Annotated in this window: 13 protein-coding genes; 12 read left to right on the top strand and 1 reads right to left on the bottom strand. The window is 33.3% G+C overall.

Translation table 11 applies throughout. The features are described from left to right. Positions 1-53: 53 nt before the first annotated feature. Positions 54-1,433, bottom strand: a complete 1,380-nt coding sequence (gene murC / locus bsdE14_RS07085) for a UDP-N-acetylmuramate--L-alanine ligase (RefSeq protein WP_264849236.1) — start codon at positions 1,431-1,433, stop codon at positions 54-56. Positions 1,434-1,616: 183 nt separating this feature from the next. Here murC and purR point away from each other — a divergent pair, with 183 nt between their 5' ends. From purR to bsdE14_RS07025, 12 genes are all read left to right on the top strand, one after another. Continuing rightward, the gene (purR, locus tag bsdE14_RS07080) at positions 1,617-2,435 is read left to right on the top strand and encodes a pur operon repressor (protein ID WP_264849235.1); all 819 of its coding nucleotides are present in this window, start codon (positions 1,617-1,619) and stop codon (positions 2,433-2,435) included. A gap of 96 nt (positions 2,436-2,531) precedes the next feature. Next, positions 2,532-2,813 carry a septation regulator SpoVG gene (spoVG, locus tag bsdE14_RS07075; protein WP_264849234.1) on the top strand — a complete coding sequence of 94 codons (282 nt, stop codon included), beginning with the start codon at positions 2,532-2,534 and terminating at the stop codon, positions 2,811-2,813. Positions 2,814-3,124: 311 nt separating this feature from the next. Next, entirely contained in the window at positions 3,125-4,495 is a 1,371-nt protein-coding gene (glmU, locus tag bsdE14_RS07070) for a bifunctional UDP-N-acetylglucosamine diphosphorylase/glucosamine-1-phosphate N-acetyltransferase GlmU (protein WP_264849233.1), read from the top strand. An 83-nt stretch (positions 4,496-4,578) separates the two neighbouring features. Next, positions 4,579-5,538, top strand: a complete 960-nt coding sequence (locus bsdE14_RS07065) for a ribose-phosphate diphosphokinase (RefSeq protein WP_264849232.1) — start codon at positions 4,579-4,581, stop codon at positions 5,536-5,538. Between the two features lie 162 nt (positions 5,539-5,700). After that, the gene (locus bsdE14_RS07060; protein WP_264849231.1) at positions 5,701-6,387 is read left to right on the top strand and encodes a response regulator; all 687 of its coding nucleotides are present in this window, start codon (positions 5,701-5,703) and stop codon (positions 6,385-6,387) included. Then, positions 6,388-7,809: a sensor histidine kinase gene (locus tag bsdE14_RS07055; RefSeq protein WP_264849230.1), complete on the top strand. Its 1,422-nt coding sequence runs from the start codon at positions 6,388-6,390 to the stop codon at positions 7,807-7,809. A gap of 170 nt (positions 7,810-7,979) precedes the next feature. Next, positions 7,980-9,200 (top strand): S1C family serine protease, encoded by a 1,221-nt coding sequence (locus tag bsdE14_RS07050; protein WP_264849229.1) that lies wholly within the window; start codon positions 7,980-7,982, stop codon positions 9,198-9,200. A gap of 113 nt (positions 9,201-9,313) precedes the next feature. Beyond that, positions 9,314-9,877, top strand: a complete 564-nt coding sequence (pth, locus tag bsdE14_RS07045; RefSeq protein ID WP_264849228.1) for an aminoacyl-tRNA hydrolase — start codon at positions 9,314-9,316, stop codon at positions 9,875-9,877. 28 nt (positions 9,878-9,905) lie between these two features. Beyond that, positions 9,906-13,424, top strand: coding sequence for a transcription-repair coupling factor (gene mfd / locus bsdE14_RS07040; protein ID WP_264849227.1), 3,519 nt, complete (start codon positions 9,906-9,908; stop codon positions 13,422-13,424). An 81-nt stretch (positions 13,425-13,505) separates the two neighbouring features. Then, a complete protein-coding gene (locus tag bsdE14_RS07035) occupies positions 13,506-14,504 on the top strand; it encodes a peptidylprolyl isomerase (RefSeq protein WP_264849226.1) in 999 nt (332 codons plus the stop codon). A gap of 141 nt (positions 14,505-14,645) precedes the next feature. Then, a complete protein-coding gene (gene spoVT, locus bsdE14_RS07030; protein WP_264849225.1) occupies positions 14,646-15,200 on the top strand; it encodes a stage V sporulation protein T in 555 nt (184 codons plus the stop codon). 236 nt (positions 15,201-15,436) lie between these two features. Beyond that, positions 15,437-16,972 (top strand): putative polysaccharide biosynthesis protein, encoded by a 1,536-nt coding sequence (locus bsdE14_RS07025; protein ID WP_264849224.1) that lies wholly within the window; start codon positions 15,437-15,439, stop codon positions 16,970-16,972. The last annotated feature ends 5 nt before the right edge of the window (positions 16,973-16,977 follow it).

Raw genomic sequence — 16,977 nt, 5'->3', positions numbered from 1 at the left:
AAATGAAGACCGCTTAAATAGCGGTCTTCATTTATACAATAAAAAATATAACATTATTTATTAGCTAAATACATTTCACCAATTTTATATACATCTCCAGCTCCAACAGTTATTAACATATCCCCTTCTTCTAGCCTAGTTTCAAGATAGGCTACAATTTCTTCAAAGCTGTGGAAGTTCTTACAGGGAAGTCCTTTATCACGTATGGCATCACCAAGCATATCAGAACTTACCTTACTGCTAAATTTTTCTCTTGCTGCATATATATCTGCTAAGATAATCTCATCTGCATCAAAGAAGGAATTTGCAAAATCATCAAATAAAGTTATAGTTCTTGTGTAAGTATGAGGTTGATGAACACAGAAAATCCTTTTGTGAGGATAGTTCTTTGCAGCTCCTAGGCAAGCCTTTATCTCAGTTGGATGGTGTGCATAGTCATCCACTACAGTAACACCATTCCTTGTACCTTTAATTTCGAAACGTCTATGAGTTCCATAGAAGCCCTCTAAGCCTTCTGATATAAATTTATCATCAATGTTAAGGCATAAAGCTGTTGATACGCTGGCAAGTGCGTTGAGAACATTATGTCTTCCTGGTACATTCATATGAACGTCAAATAACTTTTCTTCTCCTTTATAAGCTTCAAAGCTCGCACATCCTCTATCGTTATAGGTTATGTTCTTGGCTCTAATAAAGCCTTCTTCTATGCCATAAGTTATTACATTACAATTAGCATGAGGGATTACTTCTTTTAATACCTTATCTTCAGCTGAAGCAACCAAGTAGCCATCTTTTGGTATGAGCTTTGTAAATTCTATAAAAGTATCCTTTATATGATATATGTCTCTGTAAAAATCTAAATGATCTGCTTCAATGTTTAAGATAACCCCTATATAAGGAAAGAATTTTAAAAATGATGCCTTATATTCGCAGGCCTCAGTAATAAAATATTCGCTTTTTCCAGTACGAACATTACCATCAATTAAATCTAGTTCGCCTCCAACTAAAATTGTTGGATCTAGATTAGCTTTCATAATTATATGCGAGATCATAGAAGTAGTTGTAGTTTTGCCATGGGTTCCTGACACCGCAACATTATACTTATGACCTTTCATAATATCACCAAGGAACTCGGCTCTATCCATTAACGGAAGAGATAATTCTTTAGCACGAATGAGCTCAGGATTATCCTCTGATATAGCTGCAGTATAAACTACTAAATTTGTATCTTTGATATTATCAGCGTCATGACCTATGAAAATTTCAGCGCCCTGCCTTGAAAGTTTATCAGTTATATTTGATGCTTTCCTATCTGAACCTGAAACTTTGTAACCATTTTCTAATAGTATTTCTGCAAGGCCGCTCATACTTATTCCGCCTATGCCTATAAAATGTACCTTAGTATTTTTATCTTTTATAAAATCAAATGACAATGAAACCAACTCCTTAAAAACACTTCATTATACCATTATATACAAAAATAAAGAAAATCAACACATTTAAAGGAATATTTTTATTGATTATAATATGGAAATGGAATAAAATATGAATAATATAAGAATTTTTTTGTGTATAATTCGTAAAAAAATGTTAACGATAAGAATATAGGTGATAAAATGGATAAATTCAGTAGAAATCAAAGGGTTTCAGCTATTACAAAAATATTACTTGAGAATCCTAACAAGGTAATAACTTTAAATACTTTTACAGAGCTTTTTAATGCAGCCAAGTCAACTATTAGTGAAGATTTGATTATAGTAAGAGAAACTATAGCAAGGCTTTCTGTTGGAAAAGTGGATACTGTTGCTGGAGCATCAGGTGGGGTAAGATATACTTGTGGAATCTCAGAAGACGAAAGCAAAAGTTTTGCTATGGAACTATGTAATGTTTTAAAGGAAAAGGATAGGATAATACCAGGCAATTATATATATATGACAGACATAATGTATAATCCCCAAATTATAAGAAAGGCAGGGGTTATATTAGCTTCTAAATTTAATAACTTAGAAGTAGATTATGTTGTTACTGTTGAAACAAAGGGAATTCCACTTGCTTTTGAAGTTGCAAAAAATCTTGGTGTGCAGCTTGTTATAGTAAGAAGGGATAATAAGGTTACTGAAGGAACCACAGTAAGTTTAAATTATGTTACTGGTTCTACAAAACGAATTCAAACCATGTCACTTTCAAGAAAGTCAATTAAAAAAGGAAGTAAATGTGTTTTTATAGATGACTTTATGAAGGCTGGTGGTACTGCACTTGGCATTATTAATCTTTTAAAAGAGTTTGACAGTGAACTTCTTAGTATAGGTGTACTAATTGAAGATATTGAAACTACAGAAAAGTTGGTGCCGGAGTATATATCTATAGTAGAGTATAGCGGACTCGATGATAATGGAGCAGCAATAGTTCAGCCGTCAAATGCCTTCAAAAAATAAAAAATTCAAAAAATTAATAAATATTTTGAAAAATTAGAAGGAATATTATAAAAAATGCAGAATTATATTGTATAAGCATCGTGGAGGTGGGATATTATGCAAATTACTGATGTTAGAATTAGAAAAGTTGCTGCTGAGGGTAAAATGAAGGCTATTGTTTCAGTAACTTTTGACAATGAATTTGTTGTTCATGACATAAAGGTTATTGAAGGACAAAATGGACTTTTTATCGCTATGCCAAGCAGGAAGACTCCAGACGGAGAATTCAAAGACATAGCTCACCCAATAAATACCCAAACCAGGGAAAGAATTCAAAGTGCTATTTTGGATGAATACGAAAAAGTAAAAAATGATGAAGCCACAGTAGCGGAAGAATAATAAAGAGGAGTTTAAGCTCCTTTTTATTTTTTTGTAGAAACCTCTAAAAAAGGTTTTATTTTTTTGGAGGTTTATTCAAAATATTTTTTAATGTTTACTAAGGTTGAAAAAAGGCGATATATAAAATATAATATAGAGGGTGTTTTGTGTAACAATATGTTATACAAATTATCAAATAGTTTATACTATATTGTTTTGTTGGAATATATTGAAAATACTACAGTGTGTGGTGTTAATATATAAATTAGAACAATACAAATATGTTATATTTATAAAATATTCTCTATAAATATGTAAACAGGAGGGGTATAATGTATAAATGTGCTACAATATTAGCAGCAGGTGAAGGAAAGAGAATGAAATCTGAAACTCCTAAGGTGCTGCATAAGGTCTGTGGTAAGGAAATGGTAAACCACGTCATAGACATAATGAGAAAAGCTGAAATGGAAGAAGTCAATGTGATAGTGGGACGAGGAGCAGAAAAGGTTAAAGCTGCTACTGAAATTAAAAATGTATCCTACTCACTTCAAGATAAACAATTGGGCACAGGACATGCTGTTATGTGTGCTAGTGACTTTCTAAAAGGCAAAAAAGGTATAGTAGCTATTTTTACAGGGGATGCACCTCTTATTAAAGAAGAAACTGTAAAAAATCTTTTGAAGTTTCATGAAGAAGGTTCTTTCAAAGCTACAATACTCACTTCTGTTATTGAAAATCCAGGAGCTTATGGAAGAGTAATAAGAAATGAAAATAATGAAGTAGAAAAAATTGTTGAGGCAAAGGATTGTAATTCTGAGGAAGCTGCAGTAAAGGAAATTAATGCAGGAATGTATTGCTTCGATATAGAAAGCCTTTTACTCTCACTTAGCAAGCTGACTAATAATAATGCTCAAGGAGAATACTACCTGACTGATGTAATAGGGATCTTAAAGAGTGAAGGTGCAAAGGTAGGAGCAATGGTTACTGAGTTTGAGGAAACTATTGGGGTCAATTCAAGAGTAGAGCTTGCAGCAGTTGAAAAGATTCTTAGACAAAGAATTAATAAAAAGCATATGGAAAATGGAGTTACAATAATAGATCCAGATACTACTTATATAGGTAGTGATGTAGAAATTGGACAGGATACTATAATATATCCTGGTAATGTTATAGAAGGTAAAACAGTAATTAAAGAAAATTGTATGTTATATCCTAATTCAAGAATTACAGATAGTACTATTGAAAGTGGTGTTCATATTCAAAGTTCAGTGATTTTAGAAAGTCATATTGGTGAGAATACTACCGTAGGGCCTTATGCATACATAAGACCAGAGAGTACTATTGGTAAGAATGCAAGAATAGGGGACTTTGTTGAGATAAAAAAATCAAGTATTGGTGATAATACAAAGGTATCACATTTAACATATATAGGAGATGCAGAAGTAGGCAGTGCTTGCAATTTTGGCTGCGGAACTGTAGTAGTAAATTATGATGGTAAGAAAAAGCATAAGACTATTATAGGAGATAATGTTTTTATTGGCTGCAATACTAACTTGGTATCACCTGTAAAAGTTAATGATAATGCATATACAGCAGCAGGATCAACAATAACAGAAGAGGTTCCGGAAGGAGCGCTTGCGATAGCAAGAGAAAGACAAACCAACATTGAGGGTTGGGTAGAGAAAAAGGGACTTAAGAAATAGAAATTTTAAAAATAAAAAACATGTACGATTATGAGGCGCGATAATGTAAATTACGGTCTTATCGAAAAAAAGGAGGTCAACCGATGATAACCCATGGCAAAAGTATCAAGATTTTCACAGGGAATTCACATCCAGAGTTAGCTCAGCAAATAGCTGATATGTTAGGTGTACCACTAGGAAACTCAAATGTTGCAACATTTAGTGACGGAGAAATATCTGTTAATATCAATGAAACTGTAAGAGGAACAGATGTATTTGTAGTGCAATCTACTAATGCTCCAGTAAATGACAATCTAATGGAACTTTTAATAATGATTGATGCATTTAAGAGGGCTTCAGCAGGAAGAATTACAGCTGTTATACCTTACTATGGTTATGCTAGACAAGATAGAAAGGCAAAGGCTAGAGATCCAATTACAGCTAAGCTTGTAGCTGACCTTATAACTGCTGCAGGTGCAGACAGGGTTTTAACAATGGACTTGCATGCTGCACAAATTCAAGGGTATTTTGATATACCACTTGACCATTTATTAGGAGCTCCAATTCTTGCAAAGTATTATATAGAAAAAGGCTTTAAAGACAGAGATGATGTAGTGGTTGTTTCACCTGATCTTGGAAGTGTTACTAGAGCTAGAAAATTTGCTGATAAACTTCATGCGCCAATAGCTATTATTGACAAGAGAAGACCAAAGGCAAATGTATCAGAAATCATGAATGTAATTGGTGATGTTCAAAACAAAACAGTTATATTGGTTGACGATATGATAGATACTGCAGGAACAATTGCAAATGCAGCTAATGTATTGAGAGATATGGGGGCCAAAGAAGTTTATGCTTGTTGTACCCACTCTGTACTTTCAGGACCTGCAATAGATAAACTAGAAAATTGTGCTATTAAAGAACTTACTGTATTAAATACAATTAAGCTTCCAGAAGAAAAGAATCTTGAAAAGATAAATATTCTATCAGTGGCTCCAGTATTTGCAGAAGCTATAAGAAGAATATACGAGGATGTTTCTGTAAGCAAATTATTTGAAGAATAGAATATAAGCTATATAAGCATATCACTACATAGTTTAATGTGGTGATATGTTTTTTTATTAGTAAATTATTTGTAACTTTTTTAAGTATACTATTATTAAGTATACAAAAGTGTGTTAAATTATAATTACTCTATATTAAAAGAAACAATAGGAGGATTATTTATGGAAGGCTCAATTGGAAAGGTTCTTATTGTAGATGATGATGAAAATATATGTGAGGTTATAAAAATGTACATGGACAGTGCCGGATACTCCACAAGAGTATGTTATGACGGCAGAGCTGCCCAGGAGATGTTTTTAGAATATAAGCCTGATTTGGTAATACTGGATATAATGCTTCCTCATATAGATGGGATAGATGTTCTTAAGTGGATTAGAAGAGAACATGAAACTCCAGTTATAATGCTTACAGCAAAAGGTGAAACCTTTGATAAAGTGCTTGGACTTGAACTTGGCGCAGATGACTATATAGTAAAGCCTTTTGAACCAAAGGAACTTTTGGCGAGGGCAAAGGCAGTACTTAGAAGATATAATGTAGATTCTATTAATAAAGAAGTATTAAGCTTTGAGGATTTGGTTATTGATGTAAATTCTTATAACGTAATATACAATGGACAAGAAATTAAAATGCCGCCTAAGGAATTTGAATTACTTCATTATCTGGCAAATAATAAAAATAGAGTGTTCACTAGAGAACAACTTTTATGTGAAGTTTGGGGATATGATTACCCAGGAGATTCAAGAACTGTGGATGTTCATGTTAAAAGGTTAAGAGAAAAGCTGCCTGGAGGAATAAATTGGCAGATAGAAACTGTGTGGGGCGTTGGTTATAAGTTTGAGGTGAAGTAAATGAAAAAAGGAATTTTTTCTAAGATGGTAGCTGCTTATACCATAATTGTAGCATTAAGCTTTTTTATAATAGCTACCGTTCTTTCCCTTTGGTTTCAGAATTATTATTTTCAACAAAGAAAGAACCAGCTTGAATCTAATGCTGAGCTTATTAAGCCTTATGCAGTAGACAAATTTGTGACTCAAGATAATAACGTAACTGAAAGAGATTGGGAAAAAATATTATATATATTAAGTACTAGCTCCAATGCTGACATATGGATTACGGACAATAATGGGTTCATTAATCAGGTATCCAATAAAAATCATCAGCAGCTCATTGGAAAACAAGTTTTTCAACGTGATCTTGATACGCTTAGATTAAAACAATCAGTGGAGATTAAAGGGACTTACGAGAATATACTATCCACACCATCTCATATTTATATAATGCCAGTAATAGAAGATAGAAGCTTTATTGGCTCGGTAATAATGATAACTCCGCTAAGTCAATTAAAGGAGCCACTAAAAAATGTATATAGGATTATATGGTTTTCCGCTCTTTTAGCTATAATTGTATCATCAATCATCATTTATCACTTTTCTGAGAAAATCATTCTTGCTCCTTTAGCTAAAATAAATTCAGTAGCTAAGAAGATTTCAAAAGGTGAGGTAGAAAAAAGGGTAGAAATTATTTCGAATGATGAAATAGGAGAGCTTGCTGAATCTTTTAATTCAATGGCAGATAATATTGAAAAAGTGGAGAATCATAGAAGAGAATTTATTTCTAATGTATCACATGAAATACGTTCGCCTATTACATCAATTAAAGGCTTTATTGGAGGAATATTAGATGGAGTTATACCTAAAGAAAAGGAAAATTATTATTTATCTATAGCTTATGAGGAAATTCAGAGACTAACTAGGCTTGTAAACGATTTGCTAGATCTTTCAGCAATAGAAGCAGGTCAGTTTAGATTAAGAATAGAGGAATTGGATATTAATGAACTTATAAGGATAACAGTTATAAAGTTTGAAACAAAAATTAAGGCCAAGGGCTTAAAAGTTGATGTGTGTTTTGCTGAAGATAATTTATATATTGCTGGAGATAGGGATAGACTTGTTCAGGTACTTACAAACTTAGTTGATAATGCAATTAAGTATGTAAGCGAAGGCGGAAATATCAAAATATGTACAAAGACTAAGGGAGATAAGGTATTAGTAACTGTCTTTAATGATGGACCTTTAATCTCTAAGGAAGATATATCGCATATTTGGGATAGATTTTATAAAGCGGATAAGTCTAGAACTGCAAAAATGAGTACGGGACTAGGACTACCAATTGCTAGAAATATTTTGACTCAGCTAGGGGAAGATATATGGGTTGAAAATAGAGAAGGAGAAGGGGTTATTTTTACCTTCACTTTGAAAAGAGTTAAATGATCAAATGTAATTAATATATAACAGTTTGTTCACAGTTATGTAAAAATCCTTTATTATAATGATATTGTAGTGAAAGACTTAGCGCTTTACAGTTATTGACCACCTATGAAGTGTTTTGAATTAAGTTAGCTTTACAATCCAATATAAAGAAGGATTCAGGAGGGAATTTTATGGAGAATGATGGATACAAAGAGATAAAGGACGTTCCATGGGAGCAGATTACTAATTGCGGAGAAATTAAATTTAGAAAAGATAATAGAAAGCCTAGGATAAAGGGTTTTTTTAAGGGAATAGCATTTATTTTAGTAGCTGCGGTATCTGGTGGGGTGACCTCGGCAATTATTGTAGATAAAAAGTATTCTTCATCACCTTCTCCATATACTCAAACTAATCAGGCTAATCAATCTCTCTTGGAACAGAAAAATGGGTATACACAAACTGCAAAATTGCCTAAAAACTCAATTACTATGGTGGCTGAAACTGTTGGGCCAACAGTGGTTGGTGTGAACAATACTGTAGAAGGTTTTTTTGGGGATGTAAATCAAGATAGCGGTTCAGGAATTATCTTTGATAAGTCAGGGTATATAGTAACTAATTATCATGTAATTCAAGGTGCTGATAAGGTGTATATAAAGCTTCCCAATGGAAGTAAGCCGCTTCAAGCTAAATTTGTAGGCGCAGACGCAAGTTCTGATCTAGCTGTAATAAAAATTGAAGGTGAAAATTTCCCAGTAGCTAAGTTTGGAGATTCTTCTAAAGTTAAGGCGGGAGATGTGGCAGTAGCCATAGGAAACCCTTTAGGAGATGAGTTTGCTGGAAGTGTAACTGCAGGTATAATAAGTGCTACAAATAGGAAACTTCAGATTAAGGATAATAAAGGCAGAGTTACCACCTATAAGGTGCTTCAAACAGATGCAGCCATTAACCCAGGAAATAGCGGAGGAGCTCTATGTAATGAGGCAGGAGAAATAATTGGAATAAACAGCTTAAAAATTGGTGGAAATGTGAATGCTGAGGGAATGGGTTTTGCTATATCTATTAATGAAGCGAAGAATGTAATTCAAAAGATTATGAATGGAGCAAAACCTAGTGATAAGCAGAAGGTAGGACCCAATGCTGTTTTAGGTATAGTTGGATTTACTGCGGTTCCTCAAGAGAATAATGGGGTTAAAGGTGTGTATGTTCAGGAAGTAACTGGTGGACTTGGAGGAGAAACTGCTGGAATAAAACCGACAGATATAATTATAGAGCTTGACAAGACCAAGATTGAAACTTATGAACAGCTTCAGGAAGTACTTTGGAAGCATAAGGCAGGAGATACTATTACATGCAAAGTATTGAGAGAAGGAAAAGTTTTAAGTTTTGATGTTACTCTTTCTGAAAGGCAATAATGTAGCTAACATTAGTGTAAAGAGACTTTCAAAGTCTCTTTATTATTTTGCTTTTTTAGGGTATCATATAATATGATTATAGGAATAATTGTAATACAGGAGAAGTGGTAGCAATGTTTTTAATAGTTGGATTGGGTAATCCGGGAACTGAGTATAAACATACAAGACATAATGTAGGATTTGATATTATAGATTTAATGTCTGAAAAGTATAATATTAGTGTGAATAGGATAAAATTTAAAGGGACTTGCGGAGAAGGCAGCATAGCTGGTGAAAAGGTACTTCTTTTAAAACCATCTACTTACATGAATTTAAGTGGAGAGAGTGTTAGTGAAGCAGCTAGTTTTTATAAGATTCCTAAGGAAAATATTATAGTTCTCTATGATGATATAAGTCTTACGGTAGGAAGAATGCGAATAAGACCACAGGGAAGTGCTGGTGGTCATAATGGGATTAAAAATATAATATTACATCTAGGTTCTGATGTATTTCCAAGGATTAAAGTAGGAGTAGGACAGCCTAAGGATAATCTAGTTTCCCATGTGTTAAGCAGGTTTTCTAAAGAAGATAGAGAAAATTTAGAACAGCTTTTTCCACATTGTATTGAAGCAGTTGAATCTATTATAAAAGACGGAATAACAGAGGCTATGAATAAGTATAATGGTTTCAAGTTATAATGAAACAGGCAGTTTGAGAGGTGTTACAATGAGGCTAAATGGTTTAATGAAGCCTTTGAAAGAAAGCCGAGAATTTAAAACAATAATGGATGCTATAGAAGGAAATAAATTTCCAGTGGGAGTTTATGGACTATCTGAGTCTGCTAGAAGTTATCTTATAAATGGAGTGTTTGAAGAGTTAGACAAGCCTTTTATGGTGTTTACTCATAGTGATGTTGAGGCTAAGAACCTATACGAGGATTTATCCTTTTATTATCCTAATGTATACTACTTTCCTACAAAAGAAGTGGTTTTCTATAATGTAGATGCCATATCAGGAGATTTAAGATGGGAAAGACTAAAGGTAATAAAAGAGATGATGCAGCCAGGGAAAAAGATTGTTGTAGCATCTATAGAAGCTTTGGCTTCTACTTATATTCCACCGGAGCTATATAGGAAGTATACTTTTAAATTTAAACTTGGAGATACCATAAACCTTGATGATTTGAGTGAAAAATTAGTTCATTGTGGATATGAAAGAATTGATATAGTTGAAAGTAAGGGACAGTTTTCTATAAGAGGAGGAATAATGGATATATATCCCCCTTATTCTGCTGTGCCCTACAGAATAGAGCTTTTTGGTGATGAAGTTGATTCTGTAAGAAGTTTTAATACTGAATCTCAAAGAAGCATAGAGAAGGTTAAATTTGTAGAAATATTTCCTGCAAAAGAAATGATTTTTAATAAGGAAAGCATGGAAAATGCCATTTCAGATATTGAAAAAGATTTAAAATCTGTATTGGATGGTCTTAACAGAAAAAAAGATAAAGAAACCATTGATAGAATAACAGCTGCTATAAATACAAACCTAGAGTCTTTAAAAAATAATTGGACCTTTGAAACTATAGATAGTTTTCTTCCGTACTTTTACAAAACAACCTCCAGCTTTTTAGACTACATGGCTGATGCATTTATAATAATAGATGATGCTCAAAGATGTAAAGGTAAACTGGATAGCGTTTATTTTGAATTTGAAGAAAATTATAAAGGCTTCCTGCAAAGGGGAAATATACTTCCTAAACAAGGAAAGCTTTTAATTGAAAAGGAAGTAATAATGGAGAGACTTAGTTTAAGTGATGTTTTAACTTTAACTATGATACCTAAGTCCAATGCGGTATTGCCTCCAAGGTCAATAGTGTCCTTTTCGCAAATTACATTGCATAACTATCATGGACAACTAGATTTGCTTATTGAAGATATTAAGGATAAAAAGGCTAGAGGTTTTAGAACTATAATACTTTCAGGTACAAGGCCAAGGGGTGAAAGATTGGTCAGCACCCTAAAGGATAGGGGAATTGAAAGTATTTATAGTGATGTGCTAAATGATTTACAAAATGGTCAGGTTGCAATAACCTTTGGAAATCAGCTCAAAGGTTTTGAATATCCGGATTTAAGGTTATGTGTAATTTCAGATAAGGAAGTATTTGGTGAATCCAAGAGAAAAATAAATAAAACACCTAAAAAGGGTGTAGGGAAAATTAAAAGCTTTACTGAATTAAAGCCAGGTGATTATGTGGTTCACACAAATCACGGTATAGGGGTATTTAAAGGAGTAAGGCAGCTGGAGCTAGATGGACATAAAAAGGATTATCTTGAGCTAAGCTATGCTTCAGGTGATAAGCTTTATGTTCCTGTAGATCAATTAGATTTGGTTCAAAAATATATAGGTACTGAAGGTAAAGAACCAAAGGTAAGTAAGCTAGGCGGAAATGAATGGGCAAAAGCTAAGAGTAAAGTTAAAAAGTCAATAGCAGATATTGCTGAGGATTTAATGAAACTCTATGCTGCAAGAGCAACCCTTAGAGGCCATAAATTTAATAAGGATACTGTATGGCAAAAACAATTTGAAGAAGAGTTTCCTTATGAGGAAACACCAGATCAGCTTAGTGCAATAGAAGAAATAAAGAAAGATATGGAATCTTATAAGCCTATGGATAGACTTCTTTGTGGCGATGTAGGCTATGGAAAGACTGAAGTTGCTATAAGAGCTGCATTTAAAGCTGTAATGGATGGCAAACAGGTTGCCCTTTTGGTACCTACAACAATTTTAGCAGAACAGCATTATAATAACATGATGCAGAGATTCTCAGATTTTCCTGTAAAAATAGATATGATAAGCAGATTCAGGACTTCAGCACAGCAAAAAGCAACCTTGAAGGCCTTAAAAGAAGGCAATGTAGATATTTTAATAGGCACTCATAGAATTCTGCAAAAGGACTTACAGTTTAAAGATTTAGGACTTTTAATAATAGATGAAGAACAGCGATTTGGCGTAACTCACAAAGAAAAAATAAAAGAGTTTAAGAAAAATGTAGATGTACTTACATTAACTGCTACGCCGATTCCTAGAACCTTACACATGTCATTAGTAGGGGTAAGGGATATAAGTGTAATTGAAACTCCTCCAGAGGAAAGGTATCCTATACAGACTTATGTTGTAGAGTTTAATGATCAATTAATTAGGGATGCTATTATGAGGGAACTAAATCGGGGCGGGCAAATTTATTTTGTTTATAACCGAGTAGAATCCATAAAGGATATGGCAGCTTATCTTTCAAAATTGGTTCCAGAGTCAAGAATAGCAATAGCTCATGGCCAAATGACAGAAAGAGAATTAGAAACTGTAGTAGTGGATTATATGAAGCATAATTACGATATATTGCTCTGTACAACAATTATAGAAACTGGAATGGACATACCTAATGTTAATACAATAATAATATGTGATGCAGATAAAATGGGATTATCTCAGCTTTATCAGCTTCGTGGAAGAGTAGGCCGTTCTAATAGAATAGCATATGCCTATTTAACTTATAAAAAGGATAAAGTGTTAACTGAAGTTGCTGAAAAGAGACTTAAGGCAATAAAGGAGTTTACAGAGCTTGGTTCAGGCTTTAAAATCGCAATGAAGGACTTGGAGATTAGAGGAGCAGGAAATATGATGGGCTCTGCACAGCACGGACATATGGCTGCTATAGGATATGATCTATATTGCAGAATGTTAGAGGACACCGTCAGATTAATAAGAGGTGACATTGAAAAGGAACCAATAGAAACTACTGTAGAAATAAAAGTTGATGCTTATATTCCAGCTGACTATATTAGCGATGAGGTTCAAAAGATAGAAATATACAAGAAAATAGCTGCAATAGGCTCTTATGACGATATGATGGATGTTATTGAGGAAATTGAAGATAGATATTCAGATATTCCTCAATCGGTGTATAATCTTATGAATATTTCCTATATAAGGAGTTTAGGAAGAGCAATTGGAATTGAGGAAATAAAGGAAAAAGGTAATGAAATTATATTTACATTTGAATCTAAGGATAGTTTTGATAAAAAGCTGGTAGACTATATAATAAAAAATTATAATAGAAAAATGGCTTTTAAAAATGATATAAAGCCTTTGCTTCTATACAAGATTGATACCATAAAGAAGGAGGAGCTGATTTCAAATTTAAAGGAATTATTGGAAAAGTTTACAAGTGTGGTTGAAATAAACTAAGTTTATGATAAAATTAATTTGTATTGTGTAAAAAAAAACATTATAATAAATAATACGATAATAAAGAGTGGGGGAATTAGAGTGAAAAACGTAAGAAAACTTATGATGGCAGCAGCTGTAGCAGTTTTTACTATTTCTGCAGTTGGATGCAATATGGTGTCTAAGACACCAGAAGCTATAAAAAAGAGCCCTGTAGCTAAGTTTGGTAAAGTAACTATAACAAAGGCTCAATTGGATGAGAAAATGGCTCCAGTTATTACCCAATTAAAGGCTCAATATGGTGATAATTATGCAACAAATGATCAAGCAAAACAATTACTTGATCAGCAAAAGAAACAAGTTTTAGATTCAATGATAGCTCAACAGATTGTTCTGCAAAAGGCTCAAGAAAAGAAACTTGTACCTGAACAGGCAAAGCTAACTGAAGAAATAAATAAGCAGTATGACGATATTAAAAAGGCTTATAACGACGAAACTAAATTTAAGGATGCCTTAAAGCAAGCTGGTTATACTGAAGAGTCTTTAAAAGCATATATAAAAGATAATGTTATAATTGGAAAAGTAACTGATGATATAACAAAAGACGTTAAAGTTGATGATGCTAAGTGTAAAGAGTACTATGACCAAAATCAAACTGAATTTACCGAAAAGCCAAATAGAATTCACGTTGCCCACATACTTCTAAAAACTGAAGATGAAGCTAAGAAAGTAAAAGAAAGATTAGATAAGGGTGAAGATTTTGCAAAGGTAGCAAAGGAAGTATCAACTGAGCCAGCTGCTAAGGAAAGCGGTGGAGACTTAGGATTTATTGAATACAATGATGCTAACTATGATAAGACCTTTATGACTGCTGCCATTGCTGTTCCAGAAGGAACTATATCTCAACCTGTTCAAACTTCCTTTGGATGGCATGTTATAAAGGACATAAAGAAAGAAGAGTATCCAGTTAAAAAGTTTGAAACTGTTAAGGAAGATATAAGAAACAATTTATTAACTTCAGAAAAGCAAAAGAAAGTTAATGATACTATTGAACAATGGAAGAAAGATGCAAATGTAAAGTATTACGAAAAGAATATGTAAAATAATAATAAAGGCGGTGTCTTATGGCATCGTCTTTTAATTTTAAGTATAACTGTGTATAAATTTCACATTTGGAAAGATAATAATAATACAACTAAGTTTTATATATTTTTATTCTAAATTATAGGAGGTAAGTTATAAATGAAAGCTACTGGTATAGTTAGACGTATAGACGATCTAGGAAGAGTAGTTATTCCTAAAGAGATAAGAAGAACTTTGAGAATAAGAGAAGGGGATCCATTAGAAATATTCACTGATAGAGAAGGTGGAGTTATCCTCAAAAAATATTCACCAATTGGTGAGTTAAGCGATTTTTCAAAGGAATATGCAGAGTCACTTCAACAATCAATAGGACATATAGTGCTTATAGCTGATAAGGATGCTATTATTTCAGCAAGTGGAGCACCAAAAAAAGATTACTTAGAAAAGAAGATAAGCAACGAACTTGAAAGAGCAATGGAAGACAGGAAAACAGTAATGCTTGGAGAAGGTGGAAATAAAGTATTAGCCCTTTATGATGATGAAGAAGCTGAAACAAAATACAATGCCCAAATAATTTCTCCTATAGTATCAGAAGGAGATGCAATTGGGGCTGTAATAATACTAGCTAAGCAGTCAGGAGAAAAGCTCGGAGAACTAGAGTTAAAATTAGCCGAAACTGCATCAGCCTTCTTGGGCAAGCAAATGGAACAATAGTGGCAGAACGCTAATGGCAGCATGTCTGCCATTTGTTTTTTGCTCAACTTCAATTCTTGACAATATCTAAATAAAATATTCAAGTTCAATGGAAAAAAGTAATAATATTTTTGGAATATAAATATTTATAATTTGATGGAGTAATTTAGGCATTAAGGTTCCTAGTGGGCCTTAATGGACAAATTACTATTGGGAAATAGATAAATTGCTTAGTGACTGGGTGGAGGGGGAAATAAATGAAAAAACAATCATTGATCAAGGGTACTTTTATTTTAGGTATTGCAGGAATTGTGGCCAAGTTCTTGGGTTTCTTTTTTAGATGGCCGCTTATAATGCTCATAGGAGATGAAGGGATAGGCTACTATCAAATGTCTTATCCACTATACACTTTTTTTATAGCTATAGCATCCGGTATTCCAGTAGCTGTTTCTAAAATGGTATCTGAAAAAGTGGCTGTAGGTGATAAGGATGGCAGCATAGTTGTATTAAAAAAGGCAATGCTGCTTATGGTTATACTTGGTGGCGGCTTTACAGCTGTACTTTTAGCATTTTCAAATCAGCTCATAGCATTTTTTAAGTGGGATTATAAGGCCTATTATTCTCTTTTAGGTATCTCAACAGCACCTATAGTGATATCTATGATGAGTGCATTTAGGGGCTTCTTTCAAGGCCTTCAAAATATGTATCCAACTGCTGTATCACAAATCATTGAGCAGCTTGGAAGAGTTTGCGTAGGAGTTGGACTTGCCTTTATCCTCCTCCCTAAAGGTATAGAATATTCAGCAGGAGGGGCTGCTTTTGGAGCTGCTGCTGGTGGAATATTGGCAGGGATATATCTTATAAGTAGATATTTTAAGGTAAGAAAAGAATTTAAAGTGAGGAAGTCAGGAGAGGATAGAATTATTCTTACAAAACTATTATATACAGCAATTCCTATTTCACTAGGTGCTACAGTGGGGACTATAATGAGTCTTATAGATTCTATATTAGTTCCTCAAAAGCTTTTACAAGCAGGCTTTAACTATTCAGAAGCTACAACTTTATATGGACAACTTACTGGAAAGGCCTTTGTATTAGTTAGTGTTCCGCTGACCTTGTCCATGGCCCTATGCACTTCTTTGGTTCCCATGATTGCAGAAGCACATTTATTAAATAGAAGAAGAGAGCTTATTGGTAAGGTAGATATGGCAATGAAGCTGTCAATGGTAATTGCCATACCATCTACGCTGGGACTTTATTTTATGGCCATGCCTATAGTGAATTTAATTTTTCCAGGACATGCTGCAGGATACAAAATACTTCAATATTTGGCTCTAACAATACCTTTTATAGTTTTGGCCCAAACTAGTACAGCTATTATGCAGGGTATGGGGAAATATATAACTCCAGTTATAAATCTTGGTATAGGCTGTTTGGTAAAGGTAATAATAAATTTTGTACTAGTGCCTATTCCAGGTGTAAATATATATGGTGCGGTAGTAGGAAGTATTTGTGGGTATATAGTCGCAGCTTTACTAAATATTTGGATTATGAAGAAAAACTTAAAAATATCTTTGGATTATTTTGATGTGATTATAAAACCAACCTTAGCTTCATGTTTAATGATAATTGCGGTTGTATTTATTTATATGAATGTCTATAATTATACAGTAAGCAATGCAATTTCCTGTGTGGTTTCTGTTCTGGGAGGGGCATTGGTATATGGATTATTAATTTTATTACTAGGAGTGTTTAAATATAGCTACATAAAGAAAAGATTTTTAAGAAAGTAAGGAGA

Source organism: Clostridium omnivorum (assembly GCF_026012015.1).
In the GTDB taxonomy this organism is placed as follows: Bacteria; Bacillota; Clostridia; order Clostridiales; family Clostridiaceae; genus Clostridium_AX; species Clostridium_AX omnivorum.
Note: the sequence above shows the minus strand (reverse complement) of the source record. Positions and strands in the feature narration are given on the sequence as shown.

Coding starts and splice junctions, on each gene's coding strand:
- bsdE14_RS07050 (WP_264849229.1), top strand. CDS start 7,980: ATGGAGAATGATGGATACAAAGAGATAAAGGACGTTCCATGGGAGCAG.
- glmU (WP_264849233.1), top strand. CDS start 3,125: ATGTATAAATGTGCTACAATATTAGCAGCAGGTGAAGGAAAGAGAATG.
- bsdE14_RS07065 (WP_264849232.1), top strand. CDS start 4,579: ATGATAACCCATGGCAAAAGTATCAAGATTTTCACAGGGAATTCACAT.
- mfd (WP_264849227.1), top strand. CDS start 9,906: ATGAGGCTAAATGGTTTAATGAAGCCTTTGAAAGAAAGCCGAGAATTT.
- spoVG (WP_264849234.1), top strand. CDS start 2,532: ATGCAAATTACTGATGTTAGAATTAGAAAAGTTGCTGCTGAGGGTAAA.
- pth (WP_264849228.1), top strand. CDS start 9,314: ATGTTTTTAATAGTTGGATTGGGTAATCCGGGAACTGAGTATAAACAT.
- bsdE14_RS07025 (WP_264849224.1), top strand. CDS start 15,437: ATGAAAAAACAATCATTGATCAAGGGTACTTTTATTTTAGGTATTGCA.
- spoVT (WP_264849225.1), top strand. CDS start 14,646: ATGAAAGCTACTGGTATAGTTAGACGTATAGACGATCTAGGAAGAGTA.
- bsdE14_RS07060 (WP_264849231.1), top strand. CDS start 5,701: ATGGAAGGCTCAATTGGAAAGGTTCTTATTGTAGATGATGATGAAAAT.
- bsdE14_RS07055 (WP_264849230.1), top strand. CDS start 6,388: ATGAAAAAAGGAATTTTTTCTAAGATGGTAGCTGCTTATACCATAATT.
- purR (WP_264849235.1), top strand. CDS start 1,617: ATGGATAAATTCAGTAGAAATCAAAGGGTTTCAGCTATTACAAAAATA.